Below are 750 nucleotides of genomic sequence, written 5' to 3' on the forward strand. Positions count from 1 at the left end.
ATTGCTGAAAAAGCGGACCTTTCTAAAGCTCAAGCGAAAGCTGCGCTAGAAGCGACTCTTGGCGGCGTAACTGATGCTCTTAAAGATGGCGATCAAGTTCAGCTAATTGGTTTTGGTACTTTCAAAGTAAACCACCGTGCAGCTCGCACTGGTCGTAACCCAAAAACTGGTGATGAGATTCAAATCGCTGCTGCAAATGTTCCAGCATTTGTTGCAGGTAAAGCACTGAAAGATTCAGTGAAATAATCTAAACTGTACCGAGGTAGTCGTATTCCACCTCGGTACAGGTTTTATGAAAAAAACATTTCTTCTCGTTTCTCTCTTCTCAGCTCTCCTTGTCGGGTGTTCCTCATCCAGTACAACGAAAAATCTCGAACAATTTGAAACCTACACCGGCGGTCAGGTTATGGGTGATGCCACTAGTTTTTACTGGGTTACCAATAAACTCACTCAGCCACACAGTTCAGCCGATTATGTCACTGTAGGCGACTATGGTTGGTACAAGACCGACTATGCATGGTCAGAAGGCGTATTACGTGAATTCATCCGTGAAGGCGAACAGCGTGATGCCAAAACTGGTACCGTATCGCGTGCATGTGCGCTTCGATAAGTCTGGTTATGCTGTTTACCAACAGTATCGTATCGATGGAAAAATCTTACCCATCCAAGCCAAGCAGTTAGAGCGCTACAAGAAAGAGGCCAATGGCGTCTTAGACTCGACAGACAAGCAAAACGGTGAAGGTCTAGAGC

At 45.6% G+C, this 750-nt stretch carries 1 protein-coding gene and 1 pseudogene; both read left to right on the forward strand.

Going from position 1 to position 750, the window contains the following annotated elements; all coding sequences use genetic code 11:
• Positions 1–246: HU family DNA-binding protein (locus KIV40_RS29810; protein ID WP_285352876.1), on the forward strand; the 246-nt coding region annotated here is incomplete at its 5' end.
• Between the two features lie 46 nt (positions 247–292).
• Positions 293–750: pseudogene (locus KIV40_RS29815) on the forward strand (DUF1481 domain-containing protein); the annotation flags it as partial.

The sequence above is a fragment of the Vibrio sp. D173a genome (assembly GCF_030248475.1).